The following is a 17,758-nucleotide window of genomic DNA, read 5'->3' as shown; positions in this document are numbered from 1 at the left end:
CCTTCGCACCATTCCTGCAAAAGGCGATTTTTTTGCTTGTTTAATCACTTTATTTATTACACTTCTTCATACATCCCCTTCAAAAAAGCAATGCTTTCTTCCAGATGTATCTCGGGAGTGCTTTCCAGAATGCCTTGAATATGAGGGCGCTGATATTTCATATAACGAAGAATCGGTGCGAAATGAAGCCAGCCCTGACCTACGGGGACGATGTGAATGCGGCCTTCCTTCATCATAAAATCTTTGAGATGGATCACGGCAATCCGGTTGCCCAGAATCTCAAGTGCTTCCTCGATCACAGATTCCTGCTCCAAGTAATTGTCTGGACTCATGAGGTTGGCACAGTCCAGAATAACCTGCAGATTAGGTGAAGGGACCAAATCGAGAAGCCTGCGAGTCAATGGAGCCGTATGCAAAGGATGATTCAAGCCGGCTTCGATACCCACCGTCATGCCAAAACGCTCGGCTTCGGCAACCATGACCCTCACAGAAGCAACAACCTTCTGAAATGCATCCTCTGTAAAGTTGTCTGACGTATAGCCATTTCCCACACTGCCCGTTTCCGTTCCTACCAGACTGGCGCCAAAATCTCTTGCCAGACGTAAATGGATGTTGAAATCAGACAATGCCTCCTCACGCTTATGTGGATCGGAGTCCACAATATTGACATAACATCCAAGCACCGCAATCCGAATTCCCGCCTGCCGGAATGCTTCACCATAGTGAGCGGCCGTACCTGGGCTTAGGGCAGACAGACGGGGAACACTTTCGGGAAAGGATTTTTTTAAGGCGAACTGAATATGTGAAAATTCATATTTTTGAAGCTTTAAAGTCAGCTCATGCAACGGGATCTGCCCAAAATCATGTGCACGGATGCCCAAATGAAGCGGAATACTCATCATTTAAGCCTCCTTCACACGGAGCTTTCTATGCAGATGAGACAATGCACTGGACTGTGCAATTGCCTGTACCACAAGCCCGGCTATACGCTGCGCGCCTTCTTCTGAAAAGTGGGTATCATCCGAAATGCCCTCGGGATAGTTGGGATGCATCTTCTCTGGTAAATGCATGAACAATTCCTGTGATCCTGTATGTCCTAAATCTCGATAAAGCTGTTGTGATGCTGCGAAAATATCAAGCAGGGGGGTCCCGGATTCCTTCGCAACCTCTCGCATGGCAGAGGGGTAAAGCCCAACGGCAGCAGGATCCGGAAACCCATCGCTGGTGAAACGGCGCCGGCTGACGGAGGTCAGCAGTACGGGAATGCCCCCGCAGCGGCGGGTCGATTCAATATAATGCAGCAGATTGTAACGATACTCCGCAGCAGGATCGGTATACCGCAAAGGGTCTTCCTTTTTCTCATCATTGTGCCCGAATTGAATGAAGACGTAATCTCCAGGCTGAAGCTCTTGCTCTATGGCAGCATAGTGACCTTCCGAAAGAAAGGACTTGGTACTGCGACCGTTGATCGCCCGGTTGTCTACACGAATGGACGGGTCCAAGTATCCCTGGAGATATTCTCCCCAGCCGGCCATCGGTTTCTTGGAACCTTCCTTTCGAGCTGCGGTGGAATCGCCGGCAATAAACAGGGAATGTGTCATTTAGATTCCCTGCTTAACAAAGTGATGTTGTTGCAGCCAATTCGCACAGCAGCCAAGCCATTGCTGGCAATGGGCGTTGTCTTCTGAAAGCCCAAGGCCATGACGGCCATCCTCAAACACATGCAGTTCAAAAGGAACTCCCGCTTTGGACAGTGCGCCGGCGAACAGCAGGCTGTTCTCCACCGGAACGCCTGCGTCATTGGCCGTTGTCCATATAAAGGTTGGCGGTGACGAGGAGTCTGCTTGCCGATCGGAAGAAAAGGTGTGAAGCTTCTCCGGTTCCGGATGCTCACCCAAGAAGTTCAGCCGGCTCCCTTGATGGGTATAAGGGTCTTCGAAAGTAATGACTGGGTATCCGAGTAGTAATAAATCCGGCTTTACAGTTCCAGTAACGGCAGTGATCGAAGCTAAATGTCCGCCGGCCGAGAATCCAATCATACCGACCTGCTGCGGGTTAATCGCCCACTCCTCAGGAGCTTGCCGGGCCCAGGTGATTGCATCCTGCACGTCTTGAATCAAGGCAGCAGGTTCGAATTTTCCAAGCTGATAATGGAGCACACCTGCATGAATACCGAGTCCGTTTAACCACCTAGCAACCGGCTCGCCTTCATGTTCAGCCAAGTTTTGGTACCCGCCGCCAGGCAGAACGAGTATAAAGGGGAGAATTTCTCCATTAGTCTCACCAACCGGATAAAGAGTGAGAAGAGAGGAGCTTCGGGAAACAGATTCTTCCGATGCTCCTTCTGTGAAATGACATACCTGCAGCATATTTGTATTCCTCCTTAATCAGCGGATTGAAATCCAAAGTACTCCGAAGCGTTGTGATATGCGATACTTTCTACCATCCGACCGAGCAGTTCCATGTCGTCGGGTGCTTCGCCGCGTTCTGTCCATTCACCGATCAGCTCGCATAATACCCGGCGGAAATACTCATGGCGCGTATAAGACAGAAAGCTGCGGGAATCCGTAAGCATACCTACGAATCGGGCGAGTAGGCTGTTGTCGGCAAATAGGGTTAATTGCTGGCGCATGCCGTTTCGGGTATCGTTATACCACCAGCCAGAGCCTAATTGCAGCTTACCTGGCGTGTCTTTTTGATAGCAGCCCATTAATGCCAGCAGCGAAGGATAATCGTTAGGATTTAAAGAATAGAGAATGGTTTTGGGCAGCCCCTGCCCGCTTTCGGCGCGGTCGAGCAGTTGTGATAATGACCCGGTCAGCGGCAAATCATTCAAACCATCGTAGCCTGTATCCGGTCCCAGCCGATTAAACATCGGAGTATTGTTGTTGCGGTAAGCATGCAGATGCAGCTGCATCGTCCAGTCCTTTTCATGATAGAATCCGATCAGCGTGTTTAAGAGCTCGGTTTTGTAGATGGTAACCTCTTCTTGGGATAATCCCTCCTCTGCAAGTCTTTTAGCAAAAATCTTCTCCACAGCTTCGGAATCACCTGCTTGATAGCGCAAAGTATCCAGCGCATGATCGGAGAGCCGGCAGCCTTGTTCATGAAAAAAGTCCACCCGCTGCTTTAAAATATCGACGAGGGATGCGTAGGAAAGGACCTCTTTTCCGGCAGCCTGTTCTAAACGCCGCAGCCAGTCGGTGAAGCCAGGGGCATCGATGCCTAGCGCTTTGTCCGGACGAAACGCGGGAAGTACCTGGAAATCCTGCTCTTCTTTTTTCAGAAGCTGGTGATATTCAAGGGAATCCGCGGGATCGTCTGTGGTGCAAACGATTTTGACATTGGCATTCTTAATGATGTTTCGGCGCTGAAATGCAGATGTGGCAAGCTTGGCATTTACTTCCTCCCAAATGCGTGGTGCCGATTCCTCATTTAACAGCTCATCGATACCAAAAAAACGGCGGAGTTCCAGATGCGTCCAGCTGTATAGGGGGTTGCCTACCGTCTTGGGGACGGTTACCGCCCACGCCATAAACTTATCGTAATCTGAAGCGTCGCCTGTAATATGTGACTCCGGAATGCCATTGGCACGCATGAGCCGCCATTTGTAATGATCCCCGGAGAGCCAGGCCTCGCACAGATTGCGGAAATGCTTATTTTCATAAATTTCTTTCGGATCCAGATGGCAGTGATAATCAATAATAGGCATATCCTTGGCATATTGATGGAACAGGGTGCGAGCTGTGTCAGTAGATAATAAAAAGTCATCGTTTAAAAACATATGGAAGGCTCCTTTGCATGATGGGATTTTAGGATTGCAAAAATGAGCATAGCGGTCTGTCTGCGATGAGAGCACGGTTAGATATTCCTTTACAGAGTAACTCCGGTTTTGAAGATAGCCAGCTCGCGGACTTCATTATGTTCATTTCGGGTCTTCCGGCCGCTGGCGACCTCAATAATGTAAGCTATAAATTGCTCCAGAACCTCGGTCATCGGTTTTTCCAGCAGCGGACCGGCATTGAAATCCATCCAGTGGCCTTTTTTGGCGAACAGCTCATTGTTGGTCGCGATCTTCACCGTTGGGACAAAGCTGCCAAAAGGCGTGCCGCGTCCGGTTGTAAACAAAACCAGATGGCAATCGGATGCCGCAAGTGCGGAAGAGGCTACGAGATCATTGCCTGGAGCTTGGAGCAGGCTGAGCCCCTTTTTGCGGAGCTTCTCGCCGTATTGCAGCACGTCGACTACCGGCGCGCTGCCAGCCTTTTGTGTGCAGCCCAGCGATTTGTCCTCCAGGGTGCTGATGCCGCCTGCTTTATTGCCCGGGGAAGGGTTCTCATAAACCGGTTCGCCATACGACAGGAAATATTGCTTAAAATCATTAATCAAAGAAACAATGTCATGATAAACCTCTTGGCTTTGCGCGCGTGCCATCAGCATCTTTTCGGCACCGAACATCTCAGGAACCTCGGTTAAGATCGTTGATCCACCTTGAGAGATGAGAAAGTCGGAAAAAGCGCCGAGCAGCGGATTGGCCGTAATGCCGGAAAATCCATCGGAACCGCCGCATTTCAGACCTACATTTAATTCACTCACGGGAACCGGCTCACGATGATCGCCTTGTGCGGTCACGTAGAGCTCTTCCAGCAGGTTCAGCCCCGCCTCGATTTCATCGCCAACCTCCTGCGCCACCAAAAATTTCACGCGTTCCTCATCGTAATCTCCCAGCATGGTGCGAAATTCAGTTACGATATTGTTCTCGCAGCCAAGCCCGAAGACCAATACACCGCCGGCGTTAGGGTGGTTCACCGCATCGAGCAGTATGCTGCGGGTCTGGCGATGATCGTCGCCGAGCTGTGAGCAGCCGTATGGATGCTTGAGGATTGTGATATTATCAAAAGCCCCAAAATCTGGATGCCGTGCTTTGAATTCCTGGAGGATCTGCTCGGCTATGCCATTTACGCATCCAACTGTCGGAACAATGTACAGATCGTTCCGGATACCGACTTTGCCGCTGGCCCGGCGATACCCCTCAAAGGTTAAGCTGCGGACCGGATAGGTAACCGGGTGCAGCTCCGGCTGGTATTCATACGCTTCTTCTCCTGCCAGATTGGTTGCGATGTTATGTGTATGCACCCACTCACCGGGCTCAATGGCAGCCGTTGCATGACCGATCGGGTAACCGTATTTGGTAATCATTTCTCCGGGTACAAAGCGGATCAGCGCAATTTTATGACCTTGCGGAATGTCCGAAGCGATAGTAAGTGCTTGGTCATCGACAATCATTTGTTCCCCGGCTTCAATAGGTCGTAAGGCAACGGCGACCGTATCCCGGGGGTTCATTTTCAGCCATGGTTTCATATGAATCCTCCCTAAACCCGTTGTTGCAGAGCAGCACGGCTGCCTGCGTGATCCAGCTGATGGATATGCTCACCGATCACCTGGACAAGATGTGGAACTGTCGACAAGTCTTCTCCCCACAGACTTTCCTCTTTCAAAATTGTAGTGACGAAGGAGGAAGGGGTGCTCCAAGCTTTATCAAAGATCGCAAGTACATCGGGAACATCCTGCCGGGTCAATCGGTCTCCCCGGTAGCTAAGCAGTAATGCGGCAAAGGAGAGGCTGATGAGGGGAGGGAGCTCTCCTTTTACCCGCTGATAACGGAGAAGAATCGGCAGCAGACGCGCTTTGAACTTGGAAATGCTGTTCAGCGAGATCGACGTTAATTCATGCCGGATAAAGGGATTTTTAAAGCGCTCCTGAATGTCCTTGGCGTAAGAGAGAACATTCTCCCGCGGCATATCCAGCATGGGAGCAAGCTCGTTCTCCATGAGCTCTTGCACATAACGGGAAAAGCATTCATCCTGCATGATCTCCTCAACGGTTTCGAGTCCTGCTAACAGGCCAAGGGGCACCATAGCCGTATGGGGGCCGTTTAACAGGTGAACCTTTCGCTCCCGGTAAGGCGTCATATCATCGGTGAATATCACGCTCAGCCCCGTCTTATGAAGAGGAAGTCGTTCGGACATCCATTCGGGACCTTCAATGACCCATAAGAGATAAGGCTCGGCAGTGACCATTAGTTCATCCAGGTACCCCAGCTTGATTTCCAGTTCCTTGGCGGTATTTCGCGGATAGCCAGGAACAATCCGGTCCACGAGGCTGCAGCAAAAGGTATTTTCCTCATCAAGCCAGATTGAAAAAGCTTCCCCAAGCTGCCATTCCTGCGCATACTGCTGTACAAGGTGCTTCAATTTTTCGCCGTTACGGTCAATCAGTTCACAGGGGATGATCACAAATCCCTTTTTTTTAAGTTCGAACCGCCTAAAAAGCAGCGCCGTTAATTTGCCTGGAAAGCTATTAGGAGGCATATCTCCCGATCGGTCCCCGGCATGATAGGAAATCCCGGCTTCGGTGGTGTTGGATGTAATAAACTCCAGCCCGTCGTCTTCAGCCAATGCCAAGTAATCATCATATTGGGTATAGGGATTAATAACACGACTGATGCTGGTCACAATTTCATGGGAACTCACGGGCTCGCCCTGGAAAATGCCGTTTAAAAGCACGGTAAACAGACAATCCTGCTTGGCCATCAGCCCGCTAAGCCCATGTTCGGTCGGCTGCACGACAACGGCGCTGCCTTGAAAAAGTCCCTGATCGTTCATCTGCTGCAGCTGCCAGTCTACAAAGGCACGCATGAAATTCCCGCCTCCAAATTGAATGATGCGCTCCGGATAAGAGGGGAATTGGGGATAAGTGCTTTTAGAAAGTTGTTGCGACATCCTGCATAATCTCCTTTTCATGAAGTTATGGTAATTTGCACACGTTAACATTTTTGTATAAAAAAAGAGGGGTTCCTCTTTTTCAGATAAGAACTTGGTGTTATACCGAGGCCACGCTTTGACGCACCATTAACGCCGTTTTGACAAACAGCTGCTCAGTAACGGCAGACGGCTCTTGCATGAGCTCGATCAACTTCGTCGTCCCCAGCTTGCTGATATCGGCAACCGGTTTATGAACGGTCGTAAGAGCGGGATTCGTGTAACGGGCAAATAAAATATCATCGAATCCGATCAGCGACAGCTGTGCGGGAATCGTAATTCCCTTGGCATAGCAAGCGTTCATGGCACCAATCGCCATGTCATCATTTGCACAGAACACGAGCGAGGGAGGCTCTGGCAGAGCGAGTAAAGTGCACATCGCCGAATAGCCGCTCTCTACACCATAATCCCCTGCTGCAAAATATTCAGGCACGAGCGGAAGGCGGTGGGCAATTAAGCTGTCCATAAAGCCTTGCTTGCGTTCCGTTGATGATTTGAAACCGGCTTTCCCCTCAATGATTGCAAAACGACGGTGACCCTGCGTGATTGCATAATCCAGGGCTTCTTTCACGCCAGCGCGGTCATTGGCCACGACATTCATAATGCCCGGATCCTCCAAATGACGGTTCAATACGACGAGTGGAATGCCCATTTTTTTGACGTGATAAATAAAGGCATTATCCGCGTCACTTTGGCTCATGACCAGAATTCCATCAAAGCGCTGGGGCAGAATCGCATCGAAATGATGAATCCCGTCTATCCCATGAACCGTCAAGCTGTAGTTTTCATCCAGGACAAGATGGATCCCCTTAATGACGTCGACGAGAAAGCTGGCGGAGGTTCCCTGATCAATACTGGAGAAGAACAATCCGATCGTATACGATTTTTTCATCACAAGACTTTTGGCGCTGTAATTAGGGATGTAATTCATTTCGGCAGCAATTTTTTCGATTTTGTCCCGGGTTTCCTTCTTGATGAGCGGGTTGCCGTTTAGCGCTCTGGACACGGTTGTGTGGGAAACTCCGGCGACGCGTGCAATATCTTTTATCGTAATCATCTTGACCTCTTGTAAGGAATAATGTTGTTCACGATTTTAGTTTAAGTTCTGATTTTTCCGAAGTCAAGAAATTCCAAGAAAAATGCACACGTGAAAAATGTTTGTCAACTTCACAATGTAAACGCTATAATTGGATAATGATAACGGGTTAAAGGAGCATTTCTGATGAAAAAAGGGCGCATGTTTTACAAAACCTTCATTCCTATTCTTGTACTTGGAATCGGACTTGTCGTCAGTTTCGGAAGCTATATTTATCTGAATACCACCCATTCGGTCATCGACCGGGTCGCGAACAGCAAGCAAAGCTTTATATCCCAAACGAAGAATACCCTGGAACAAAAAATCCAAACGATTGAGTACGCCTTCAATACATACAGCACCACCAGCTCGTTTGAGTCCGTGGTAAAGAACCCGATTACAGAACAGGATTTTGAAGCCTATCGTAATGTGAATACACAGCTGAACTATATCGCAACCATGGGTCTTGAGGGAACGGAATATTCGCTCATCAGCTTGGATCAGAACTGGCAAATATCGGACGGCAAGCTGTCTTATTTGACAGACAATGACCGTAAGAACTTATATGAAACCTATATTAACGGTCAGGACCGGGGATTATTTTGGATGAAAACGAATAATGGCATCCGTTTTGTGAACACATTGCCTGTGTTTTCAAAGAAAAAGCAGGCGATTGCATTATCGGATATTTCACTGCAAACTCTTGACCATACGCTCAAAACGGAAGAGAACACCCCCGTTTTCATTCTGAACAAGCAGGGAGAGCTGATGTATGAAACAGGACCAGACGATAACCGGCTAACCCGGGAGCAGCTCCAAGGCATCTTGGCTTCGATCGGCACAGAGCACCGGACAGGCATGGTGACGATCAGCAACCCCAAATCCCAGTCGGTCAAAGCCATCTACTCCAGATCCACTTATAACAACTGGATTTATGTCACGTTACTGGATCAGAAGGAAATTTCGGGAGCGCTTGTAACGACCAAATACGGTTTGATCTTGATGGGACTTGTCATCACGGTATTCATTATTGTGATCGCTTATTTGATCTCCGTTTATTTTAATAAACCCATACAACAGATTCAGCGGAGCCTGCCCAAAAATTCGCATTCATCCTTTAAAAATGAAGTCGAGTGGATTCTTCACTCCATCGATACGATCGTCACCGAGAAAGAAAATCTGGAGAGCCTCATTGAAGCTGAGCTGCCGCAGCTGGAAACCCAATTGATTCTGAATCTGTTCCGGAACCGGATTTCACCCGAAGAGCTGGAGCGGATCATGCCGCGTTTCGGTTATGAGAAAATCAGGGATCCCCGTTATGTAACAATGCTGATCCAAATGGACAGTTATGGTGACCGTGAAGCGTCGGATAAGGATCTGCTGCTTTTGGCCATTAACAAAATGATAGAAGAAATCGTACCAAAAGAGTCGCGGCTGCTGCCGATTATTTTGAATGACAAAACGCAAGCGACCATCCTGGTGTTCGCGGGAAGCAATGAACAGGAGATCCGAAAGCAGGTTCTGGATGATGCCAAGGCGATTATGAAGACTGTGAGGGAATACCTGAAGGTATCCGTCAGTTTTGGCATCAGTCAAACGTACGAGCATCTGTGGGAAAGCAAGGAAGCCTGCGAAATGAGCAAGCAAGCACTGCATCACCGTTTAAACTTAGGCAAGGAATCCATTATATTCTATGAAGATATTTCGATGGTCGTGTCCGGTCCGGTACTGCTCCATTATCCGGCTGAGCTGGAGTCCCAATTGTTTGATGCGATCCGGTTAGGGGACGAAGAACAGGTTCCGCGATTTCTCTATCCCTTACTGGCTCAAATGATGACGAAGAACAAAAACTCCATGAACTTTGAAGTGGCGCTGGTGCGTTTTGTGAATAATCTGATTCAATTGGAGCAGCTTCTGGGTGTAGAAGTGCTGATGACGCAGGATAATCATGCCTTATACCACCGGCTGCTCGATATTCGTAATCCGGAGGAAATTGAACGCATATTGGTGCAGGAAGTCATTTTGCCGATGGTCAAAAGCATGAAAGAAAAGACCAATCAGCAGTTCCGTTCCCTTTCAGAAAAAATAGCTGCCATCGTCCGAGCGGAATACGATCAGGAGCTTTCGCTGGAGTGGATCGCTGACCGCCTCCATTACAATCCCAACTATTTGAGCAGTATTTTCAAGAAAGAGTTTGGCATGACGTTCAGTGAATATGTGATGAACTACCGGCTTGAAATGGCCAAGAAATGGCTGATTGAGACGGATATGACTATAAAGGATATCGCCGAACGTTTGCAGTACCATAACTCCCAAAATTTTATCCGGTCATTCCGCAAGAAGGAGCAGGTTACTCCCGGCTCTTACCGCAAAGTGAAGCAGGCCCAGTAGGAGAGCAATGATTCAAGAGCGGTGAAGGATTATCCCTCTGACCGATAACGCTTTTGTTACTTCAGTACGATTCCGCTCTCTCCATTTAGAACGAATCCCCATGTCCTTGAGCCGGATAACGAAGAAGTCTTGTTTTCTGCAGAAAAAGACTGCGGAAACAAGACCTCTTTGTTTTTAAAGGGTTTAACCTTTGACCGAGCCAAGCAGTGCTCCTTTGACGAAGTGTTTTTGTACAAAAGGATAGGCGATCAGCATCGGAAGCGTTGCGACCATGATGACCGCCATTTTAATGGTTTGGGCAGGAGGCACCACATCGACGGATGTGCTCTCTGCCTGCATGCCGCTGGAGACAATAACGATTTGACGGAGCAGAACCTGAATTGGCCATTTGTTTGAGTCTGTAATATAGAGAATAGCATTCATATAGGTGTTCCAGTAAGCCACACCATAGAAAAGAGAGATGGTGGCAATCGATGGCAGCGCCAGCGGCAGCATGATTTTAAAGAACACTCCAAAATCATTGCAGCCGTCAATTTTGGCGGATTCCTCCAAGCTGTCCGGCAGAGCCTGGAAGAAGTTTCTCATGATGATCATATTGAAGGCATTAATCGCGACAGGAAGTATTAAGGACCAATAGGAATCGATCAATCCCATGCTTTTGACAACCAAAAATGTAGGGATCATTCCGCCGCTGAAAAGCATCGAGAATACGACAATAAAGTTGACCGCAGTTCTTCCATATAGATACCGGCGTGATAAACCATAGGCCATGAGAGCTGTTAAAAACATACTCACGAGCGTACCTGCTAAGGTAACTCCAATCGAAACTCCCAATCCTTTAAAAATCGTCGGCGTCGAGAGAATATACCGGTAAGCATCCAAAGAGAAAGTGGTAGGAAACAATATGAACTTTTTGGCCACCACTTCCTGGGTTGAAGCAAACGAGCTGGCCAGTACATTGATGAAGGGCAAGAGACAAGCCAGGGCTATCAGGATCAATAACGTGGTATTTACAATGGTAAATAGAATACTGCCTACGGATTCTTTTTTTCGTAAGGATTGTGGCATATGTTTGTCCTCCTTGTAGTCGAATACATGGCAACTTTATCAAGGAGAAGGAGTTACGTATATAATCACATTCTGAGGTGTTGGCAATCGGGCAAATCCGAGGATGAAATCTGTAAATAAGGAACATAATCATTATCTTGTATCGTGATCATTACATGAGATGAGGATGCGATAAACGGCGTGGTTATGCCGTTTTGTAATCGCTATCATGAAATGATTATGTACGGAATATTCAAAACCGCCTAAGCTAGGAATCGTACAGAACAACAAGGAGGTCGACTTGGTGAAGGATACAAGTACTGCCGCAGTGAACATGAACATTAAACCCGCGAAAAAGGAACGTTTAACACATCTGGAAGGGCTAAAACGGAATAAGCTGCTGTATCTTATGATTCTGCCTGGCGTGCTTTATTTTATGATCTTCAAATATTTGCCGATGGGAGGACTCGTGATCGCCTTTCAGGATTACCAGCCCTATCAAGGAATTACAGGCAGCCCGTGGGTGGGATTCAAGCATTTCATCCGATTGTTTACAGAACCAACCTTCTTCATGCTGCTGAGCAACACATTAGTTCTATTTGCACTGAATATTGTCATCTTCTTTCCGCTTCCGATTATTCTGGCTTTGATGCTGAACGAAGTCAGGCACAAGCTGTTTAAAAATGCGATTCAAACGATCATCTACATTCCTCACTTTATGTCATGGGTCATCATCGTTTCGATCACCTACGTATTCATGACGGTGGACGGCGGATTGTTGAATGAAGCGCTTGCCGCACTCGGCTTTCACAAGATCAGCTTTCTGACTTCACCCGAATGGCTGCGGACCGTATATATCGGACAAGTCATATGGAAGGAGCTGGGATGGTCAACGATCATTTATCTGGCGGCCATCACGGTCGTAGATACACAGCTATATGAAGCCTCAGAGATGGATGGCGCAGGGCGACTGCGAAAAACCTGGCATGTGACACTGCCTGCGATCCGTCCAGTTATCATTACGCTCCTCATTCTGAAGATCGGCAGCACGCTTGATCTGGGATTTGAACATATGTATCTGCTGCTCAATTCCTTAAACCGCGAGGTTGCGGAAATCTTTGATACCTACATCTACACAGCCGGTCTGAGGAATGGCCAGTTAAGCTTCAGTACGACTGTGGGTCTCTTCAAAGGCGTGGTGGGCCTGATTCTGGTGATGGCCTCCAATAAGCTTGCCAAGAAACTTGGGGAAGACGGCGTGTACTAATGACTGGATTCACTTTGCTTCACATAAAAAGGATTTTGCAAAATCCTGAGAAAAGGGGAAATGTAAATGAAACTCATGGTAAAGAAAATGGCAGCGCTCACAATCTGCTGCGGACTGCTGCTAACTGCTTGTGGAGATAAGGGTAAAACGGGTGAGGCTTCCGGCAATGCCGCCGATCCCAACGTAAAAGCAAACATCTCTTGGCTGAACATTCTACATACCGCTTCACCCCCGACAGACACAGTCATTAAAAAAATTGAGGAAAAGACAAACGCTGAAGTTAAGTTCTCCTGGGTTCCGGATGCTTCCAAAGAGGAACGTATCAATACGTCGCTGGCTTCGGATTCCCTTGCAGATATTGTTACATTGACCATACTCGATAATTCCTCGGTGAGAAATGCTTTGAAGTCAGGCATGTTCTGGGAAGTTGAGTCTTATCTCGATGAGTTTCCTAACCTGGCAAAAATATCGCAGGATACCCGGACATCCGCTTCCATTGGCGGCAAATTGTACGGAGTACCATTCCAAAAGGATCTGGCACGGAATGGGGTAGTCATCCGGAAGGATTGGCTGGATAAGCTTGGCCTTGCCGTCCCCAAAACTACAGATGAGCTGATGGCGGTAGCCAAGGCATTTACCGAACAGGATCCCGACGGCAACGGTAAAAAGGATACAACCGGCTTCATGGACCGCAGCGATTTGATTTATGGCGCTTTCAAAACCTTAAGTTCATACTTCGGCACACCAAACAACTGGAAAGTCAGTGACGACGGTAAAATGACGCCGGAGTTTGACACCGAGGAATATGTAAAAACGATGGACTACATGAAGCAGCTGTACGATAACGGCTACATCAATCAGGACTTTGCCGTTACTGCGAAGACAGATCAGCAGCAGAAATTTGCGCAGGGCAAAGCCGGAATTTACGTTGGAGCCTTGTTTGACAGCAAAAACCTAAAAAACATGGCCAAAGGCGTTCAAGATAACATGGAGCTGGTATTGGTCAATAACATTACCCCTACCGGCAATGAGGCTGACCGTGCGATCTGGGCTGCCAACAATGGAATCGGAGGCCTGCTGGCTTTCCCGAAATCCGAGGTGAAGGACGAAGCGGAGCTGAAGCGGGTTCTGAAATTCGTAAACGATTTGATGGATGATGATATGTATGCCCTGTTGACGTACGGCATTGAAGGAGTTCACTATTCTGTGGACGCGAATGACGCGGCAACGATCACCAACCAGGATTTGTGGCAGCAGGAAGTACAGCCGTTTGCTTCTTCCCGTCCAAACGAAACCGGCTATAAGATTCATGATGCGGATCCGTTAAAAGCAGAGTCGGATAAGCTCATCAAGGAAAATGCAGAACATGCGGTTCTCAACCCGGCCTATTCCCTGGAATCGGAAACCTACACAACCCAAGGCTCGGAGCTGCAAAAGATCATTACCGACGCTACGTATAAATACATTCTCGGCAAAATCAAAATCGATGATTTCAAGGCAGCGGTGGAAAACTGGAAGAAATCCGGCGGCAGCAAAATCATCTCCGAATATGAAGCTGCTTACCAAGCCGTGAAGAAGTAAGAGGAAAATGGAGCAGTCACTATTACTTATATCAAATTAGAAAATACGGTCCTATCCGCCTGGCTTGGGGTTAGGACCTATTTATTCACTCAGGAGGTCATCATGGAAAAAACAAGCTGGGCCCTCAGAGCGGCCGAATCCATTATGGAACGCACACCCAAGCTATACGAGGACAGAGGTTATCAAGGCAAATGGTCTTATGATTACGGAGTGGTGCTCAAAGGCTTTGAGCTGCTGTGGAATCAAACCGGCGATCGCAGATACTTCCAGTTTATCCAGGACAACATGGACTATTTTGTTCAGGAAGACGGCATGATCAAGGGCTACCGCCTGGATGAATATAATATCGATCATATCAATAACGGGAAAATGCTGTTTGTCTTGTACAACGAAACGAAGCAGGAGAAATATAAGCAGGCGGCCGTCCTGTTAAGGAGTCAGCTGCAGTCGCATCCCCGGACATCGGAAGGGGCGTTTTGGCATAAGCAAATCTATCCATACCAAATCTGGCTGGATGGTCTTTACATGGGTTCACCGTTCTATCTGGAGTATGTGCTCGCCTTTGAAGATGGCAAGAATGCGGAGGATGTCACGAGGCAATTCATCCTTTGTGAACAGCATACGAAGGATGCGGAAACAGGACTGCTGTTTCACGCATGGGATGAGAAGCGGGCTCAGCCGTGGTGTCATCCGGAAACGGGACTGTCGGAGAATTTCTGGGGGCGTTCCTTGGGCTGGTTTGTCATGGCGCTGGTGGATGTGTTAGCACTGCTGCCGGAGAGCCATCAGGATTATAAGGAGCTGTCTCGTATATTGAATGATACGTTGACCGCAATCCGCAAATACCAGGATGCTGACAGTGGTGTCTGGTATCAGGTGCTAAATCAAGGGAGCCGTAAAGGAAACTACCTGGAGGCTTCCGCTTCCAGCATGATCGTGTATGCCTTAGCCAAAGGTATCCGCTTGGGTGTGCTTGATGACAGCTGGTATGAAACATTGGACCGGGCATATCACGGATTGATTGCGGAATTTGTACTCGAAACGAAAGAAGGCTGGGTGAATCTGAATAAAAACTGCCAGGTGGCAGGTTTGGGCGGTGCTGATCAGCGGGATGGCACCTATGCCTATTATATTAGCGAGCCTATCGTGACCAATGATCAAAAGGGTCTGGGAGCTTTCCTGCAGGCATGCGGTGAATATGAAGCGCTGAAACGATAAAACGATTGTCATGGATGAATTCTGAGGAAGAGGAGGAACGGGCATGCATTTTTACAATATTACGGATTTCGGCGCTCGAAGAGACAGTACGGAGCCTGTCACGGAGGCCATTGCGGCGGCGATTGCAGCGGCAAGCGAAGCAGGGGGCGGTACTGTATACATTCCGGCGGGCACCTACCACACAGGAGCTATTCTCTTGAAAGATCATATTGAACTCCATCTGAGTCCAGGCGCGGTGCTTTCCTTCAGCTCGAATCCTGAGGACTATCCCGTTGTGGAATCCCGGTGGGAAGGCGTACTGCAGGAAGTGCATGCTTCCTGTATTTACGGTAAGGGCCTGGAAAACGTATCGATTACCGGAAGCGGCACTCTGAATGGGAACGGCCAGCCGTGGTGGGATAAGAAACGGAACCGGCCGGAGGAGCTGCGTTATCCAAGACCTAAATTAATCAGTCTGGATCACTGCAGCCGGATCACAATCAAGGATGTGACATTGAAGAATTCCCCGAGCTGGACCGTGAATCCGATCTGCTGCAGCAATGTCACAATTGATAATATATCGATTCTGAATCCCGCCGATTCACCGAATACAGATGGCATCGACCCGGAATCCTGCAGCCATGTCCGTATCAGCAACTGTCACATCGATGTAGGAGACGACTGCATTGCCATAAAGGCAGGAACCGAGGATACAGTGGAACGCATCCCTTGCGAGAATATTACGATTACCAACTGTACCATGGTCCACGGGCACGGCGGCGTTGTGATGGGAAGCGAAATGAGCGGAGATATCCGTAATGTCACGATCAGCAACTGCATTTTCAAGCAAACCGACCGCGGTATCCGATTGAAGTCCAGACGCGGCCGCGGAGGAATCGTCGAGGATATCCGGATCAGCAATATCGTGATGGAAGACGTCATTTGCCCGTTTATCCTGAACCTTTACTATTTCTGCGGACCCCGCGGCAAAGACAAATATGTCTGGGATAAGCATCCATATCCGGTTACCGATGAGACTCCGGCGTTTCGGCGGATCCATTTTGCTAATATAACGGCACGTAATGTCCATGCGGCAGCGGGCTTCATTTATGGATTGGCTGAGCAATACATTTCTGAAATCACGTTTTCGGATATTGATATTTCGATGGCGAAGAATGCGATTCCGGGACGTCCAGCGATGATGTCAGGCATTCAGGACATGAAGAACCGGGGCTTTTATTTAGGCAATGTGCGGGATGTGGGATTCCGGCAGGTGACGGTTGAGAATCACGAGGGTCCGGCTTTCTATATCGAAAATGGGGAAGCTGTCGAGGTTATGCAATGCCGTTCGAGGAACACGCGCAGGGCTGAAACACTCGTGGAACGGGTTACGATGGCTCCTTCAGACGAAGATCTGAGTGAACAGGAAGCTTAAATGATGGAACAGGATCAGCTTAAGAAGCTATTAGGCGAACAGCCGGAAGACAGCCCCATTTCAGCAGAGCTGCTGAAGCGGGAAGAATACGACGGATACCTGTTGGAATCTCTGCTGCTGGATCTAAACGGTATTGAGCGGGTACCGGCGTATTTCGCCAAGCCGCAATCAGGCACAGGACCTTTTCCATTAGTTGTTTTTAATCATTCCCATGGAGGGAATTACACGAATGGACGTAAGGAAATGCTTCATGGCAGCTCATATCTGCAGCAGCCTTCCTTTGCCAAAGTGTTAACGGATATGGGGTATGCCGTCTGCTGCATCGACATGTGGGGCTTTAACGAACGCGGCGGCAAGACGGAGAGTGAGCTGGTGAAGGAGATGCTGTGGCAGGGCCAAGTCATGTGGGGCATGATGCTGTATGACAACCGCCGTATGGTCGATTATATGTGTTCACGGGACGACATCGATGCTTCACGGATCGCGACCCTGGGCATGTCCATGGGCGGACTCATGGCATGGTGGCTGGCAGCATTAGACGCGCGGATTCAGGTCACGATCGATATATGTGGACAGGTGGACGCCCATACTCTAATTGCCAAAAGGGGATTGGACCATCATGGCTTCTATTCCTATGTTCCGGGACTGCTCAAGCATTTTACAACGCTGGATATTCAGGCTAGAATTGCGCCCCGTCCACGGATGAGTCTGGTCGGACGAAGTGACCGGATGTGCCCCATTGACGGTGTAAAACATTTGGCGGACGGATTGCATGAAGCTTATCAGGCTGCAGGGAAAACGGAGCATTGGCAGCCTGTGATCGCCACTGGTGGACACATGGAAACCTTGGAGATGCGGACGAAGTGGCAGCAATTTTTAGCAAAGCATCTGTAAAGTCCGAAACATTACCGATGAGTGATTAAGGTAAAAGAAAGGAACCAACA

Annotated in this window: 14 protein-coding genes; 6 read left to right on the top strand and 8 right to left on the bottom strand. The window is 48.6% G+C overall.

What is annotated here, in order from left to right; all coding sequences use genetic code 11:
* Positions 1-56 precede the first annotated feature (56 nt).
* The 7 genes from KJS65_RS14300 to KJS65_RS14275 form a co-directional block, all read right to left on the bottom strand.
* Positions 57-902, bottom strand: a complete 846-nt coding sequence (locus tag KJS65_RS14300; protein WP_244864520.1) for a sugar phosphate isomerase/epimerase family protein — start codon at positions 900-902, stop codon at positions 57-59.
* Positions 903-1,601, bottom strand: coding sequence for a rhamnogalacturonan acetylesterase (locus KJS65_RS29855; protein WP_244864519.1), 699 nt, complete (start codon positions 1,599-1,601; stop codon positions 903-905).
* The gene (locus KJS65_RS29850; protein WP_244864518.1) at positions 1,602-2,369 is read right to left on the bottom strand and encodes an alpha/beta hydrolase; all 768 of its coding nucleotides are present in this window, start codon (positions 2,367-2,369) and stop codon (positions 1,602-1,604) included.
* Positions 2,370-2,383: 14 nt separating this feature from the next.
* A complete protein-coding gene (gene uxaC, locus KJS65_RS14290) occupies positions 2,384-3,784 on the bottom strand; it encodes a glucuronate isomerase (RefSeq protein WP_213650382.1) in 1,401 nt (466 codons plus the stop codon).
* Positions 3,785-3,873: 89 nt separating this feature from the next.
* Positions 3,874-5,361 (bottom strand): UxaA family hydrolase, encoded by a 1,488-nt coding sequence (locus KJS65_RS14285; protein WP_213650381.1) that lies wholly within the window; start codon positions 5,359-5,361, stop codon positions 3,874-3,876.
* 11 nt (positions 5,362-5,372) lie between these two features.
* Positions 5,373-6,782: a tagaturonate reductase gene (locus tag KJS65_RS14280; RefSeq protein ID WP_213650380.1), complete on the bottom strand. Its 1,410-nt coding sequence runs from the start codon at positions 6,780-6,782 to the stop codon at positions 5,373-5,375.
* 100 nt (positions 6,783-6,882) lie between these two features.
* Positions 6,883-7,878: a LacI family DNA-binding transcriptional regulator gene (locus KJS65_RS14275; RefSeq protein WP_213650379.1), complete on the bottom strand. Its 996-nt coding sequence runs from the start codon at positions 7,876-7,878 to the stop codon at positions 6,883-6,885.
* Between the two features lie 165 nt (positions 7,879-8,043).
* Between KJS65_RS14275 and KJS65_RS14270 the strand changes: the two genes are divergently transcribed.
* On the top strand, positions 8,044-10,287 hold the full coding sequence (locus KJS65_RS14270; RefSeq protein WP_213650378.1) for a helix-turn-helix domain-containing protein: 2,244 nt from the start codon (positions 8,044-8,046) through the stop codon (positions 10,285-10,287).
* A gap of 183 nt (positions 10,288-10,470) precedes the next feature.
* Here KJS65_RS14270 and KJS65_RS14265 read toward each other — a convergent pair whose 3' ends face one another.
* Positions 10,471-11,355, bottom strand: a complete 885-nt coding sequence (locus tag KJS65_RS14265; protein ID WP_213650377.1) for a carbohydrate ABC transporter permease — start codon at positions 11,353-11,355, stop codon at positions 10,471-10,473.
* A gap of 313 nt (positions 11,356-11,668) precedes the next feature.
* On the opposite strand from KJS65_RS14265, the gene KJS65_RS14260 reads away from it, so the two are divergent.
* The 5 genes from KJS65_RS14260 (at position 11,669) to KJS65_RS14240 (ending at position 17,708) form a co-directional block, all read left to right on the top strand.
* The gene (locus tag KJS65_RS14260; protein ID WP_213650817.1) at positions 11,669-12,601 is read left to right on the top strand and encodes an ABC transporter permease; all 933 of its coding nucleotides are present in this window, start codon (positions 11,669-11,671) and stop codon (positions 12,599-12,601) included.
* Positions 12,602-12,667: 66 nt separating this feature from the next.
* Entirely contained in the window at positions 12,668-14,182 is a 1,515-nt protein-coding gene (locus KJS65_RS14255; protein ID WP_213650376.1) for an extracellular solute-binding protein, read from the top strand.
* A 102-nt stretch (positions 14,183-14,284) separates the two neighbouring features.
* Positions 14,285-15,400, top strand: coding sequence for a glycoside hydrolase family 88/105 protein (locus KJS65_RS14250; protein WP_213650375.1), 1,116 nt, complete (start codon positions 14,285-14,287; stop codon positions 15,398-15,400).
* Positions 15,401-15,443: 43 nt separating this feature from the next.
* The gene (locus KJS65_RS14245; protein WP_213650374.1) at positions 15,444-16,814 is read left to right on the top strand and encodes a glycoside hydrolase family 28 protein; all 1,371 of its coding nucleotides are present in this window, start codon (positions 15,444-15,446) and stop codon (positions 16,812-16,814) included.
* Positions 16,815-16,817: 3 nt separating this feature from the next.
* On the top strand, positions 16,818-17,708 hold the full coding sequence (locus tag KJS65_RS14240) for a dienelactone hydrolase family protein (protein WP_374706189.1): 891 nt from the start codon (positions 16,818-16,820) through the stop codon (positions 17,706-17,708).
* The last annotated feature ends 50 nt before the right edge of the window (positions 17,709-17,758 follow it).

It is taken from the genome of Paenibacillus sp. J23TS9, from assembly GCF_018403225.1.
Taxonomy (GTDB): Bacteria; Bacillota; Bacilli; order Paenibacillales; family Paenibacillaceae; genus Paenibacillus_AQ.
This window is presented reverse-complemented; position numbering and strand designations above follow the sequence as displayed.

What these genes read in the sequence shown, in the direction of transcription:
- KJS65_RS14265 (WP_213650377.1), bottom strand. Translation starts at nt 11,355, where the DNA reads ATGCCACAATCCTTACGAAAAAAAGAATCCGTAGGCAGTATTCTATTT.
- KJS65_RS14285 (WP_213650381.1), bottom strand. Translation starts at nt 5,361, where the DNA reads ATGAAACCATGGCTGAAAATGAACCCCCGGGATACGGTCGCCGTTGCC.
- uxaC (WP_213650382.1), bottom strand. Translation starts at nt 3,784, where the DNA reads ATGTTTTTAAACGATGACTTTTTATTATCTACTGACACAGCTCGCACC.
- KJS65_RS14240 (WP_374706189.1), top strand. Translation starts at nt 16,818, where the DNA reads ATGGAACAGGATCAGCTTAAGAAGCTATTAGGCGAACAGCCGGAAGAC.
- KJS65_RS14250 (WP_213650375.1), top strand. Translation starts at nt 14,285, where the DNA reads ATGGAAAAAACAAGCTGGGCCCTCAGAGCGGCCGAATCCATTATGGAA.
- KJS65_RS29855 (WP_244864519.1), bottom strand. Translation starts at nt 1,601, where the DNA reads ATGACACATTCCCTGTTTATTGCCGGCGATTCCACCGCAGCTCGAAAG.
- KJS65_RS14260 (WP_213650817.1), top strand. Translation starts at nt 11,669, where the DNA reads ATGAACATTAAACCCGCGAAAAAGGAACGTTTAACACATCTGGAAGGG.
- KJS65_RS14300 (WP_244864520.1), bottom strand. Translation starts at nt 902, where the DNA reads ATGATGAGTATTCCGCTTCATTTGGGCATCCGTGCACATGATTTTGGG.
- KJS65_RS29850 (WP_244864518.1), bottom strand. Translation starts at nt 2,369, where the DNA reads ATGCTGCAGGTATGTCATTTCACAGAAGGAGCATCGGAAGAATCTGTT.
- KJS65_RS14245 (WP_213650374.1), top strand. Translation starts at nt 15,444, where the DNA reads ATGCATTTTTACAATATTACGGATTTCGGCGCTCGAAGAGACAGTACG.
- KJS65_RS14255 (WP_213650376.1), top strand. Translation starts at nt 12,668, where the DNA reads ATGAAACTCATGGTAAAGAAAATGGCAGCGCTCACAATCTGCTGCGGA.
- KJS65_RS14280 (WP_213650380.1), bottom strand. Translation starts at nt 6,782, where the DNA reads ATGTCGCAACAACTTTCTAAAAGCACTTATCCCCAATTCCCCTCTTAT.
- KJS65_RS14270 (WP_213650378.1), top strand. Translation starts at nt 8,044, where the DNA reads ATGAAAAAAGGGCGCATGTTTTACAAAACCTTCATTCCTATTCTTGTA.
- KJS65_RS14275 (WP_213650379.1), bottom strand. Translation starts at nt 7,878, where the DNA reads ATGATTACGATAAAAGATATTGCACGCGTCGCCGGAGTTTCCCACACA.